The following is a 280-nucleotide window of genomic DNA, read 5'->3' as shown; positions in this document are numbered from 1 at the left end:
TCGATCCCGTTAACTCCCAAAGGTCCCGTAGTGTAGCGGTTATCACGTCGCCCTGTCACGGCGAAGATCGCGGGTTCGATTCCCGTCGGGACCGTTTAAGGTAACGCAAGTTATTTTAGACTCGTTAGCTCAGTTGGTAGAGCAATTGACTTTTAATCAATGGGTCACTGGTTCGAGCCCAGTACGGGTCATATATGCGGGTTTGGCGGAATTGGCAGACGCACCAGATTTAGGATCTGGCGCTTAACGGCGTGGGGGTTCAAGTCCCTTAACCCGCATT

General features: G+C 52.1%; 3 tRNA genes. All 3 read left to right on the top strand.

What is annotated here, in order from left to right:
* Positions 1 to 21: 21 nt before the first annotated feature.
* The 3 genes from HT708_RS11360 to HT708_RS11350 all read left to right on the top strand — a co-directional run bounded on the left by HT708_RS11360 (position 22) and on the right by HT708_RS11350 (position 278).
* Positions 22 to 94, top strand: a tRNA-Asp gene (locus tag HT708_RS11360).
* Between the two features lie 24 nt (positions 95 to 118).
* A tRNA-Lys gene (locus HT708_RS11355) sits at positions 119 to 191 on the top strand.
* A gap of 5 nt (positions 192 to 196) precedes the next feature.
* Positions 197 to 278 (top strand) — tRNA-Leu (locus HT708_RS11350).
* The last annotated feature ends 2 nt before the right edge of the window (positions 279 to 280 follow it).

Origin of the sequence: Streptococcus sp. 3613 (assembly GCF_013277375.1) — a bacterium.
Classification (GTDB): domain Bacteria; phylum Bacillota; class Bacilli; order Lactobacillales; family Streptococcaceae; genus Streptococcus; species Streptococcus pseudopneumoniae.
Note: the sequence above shows the minus strand (reverse complement) of the source record. Positions and strands in the feature narration are given on the sequence as shown.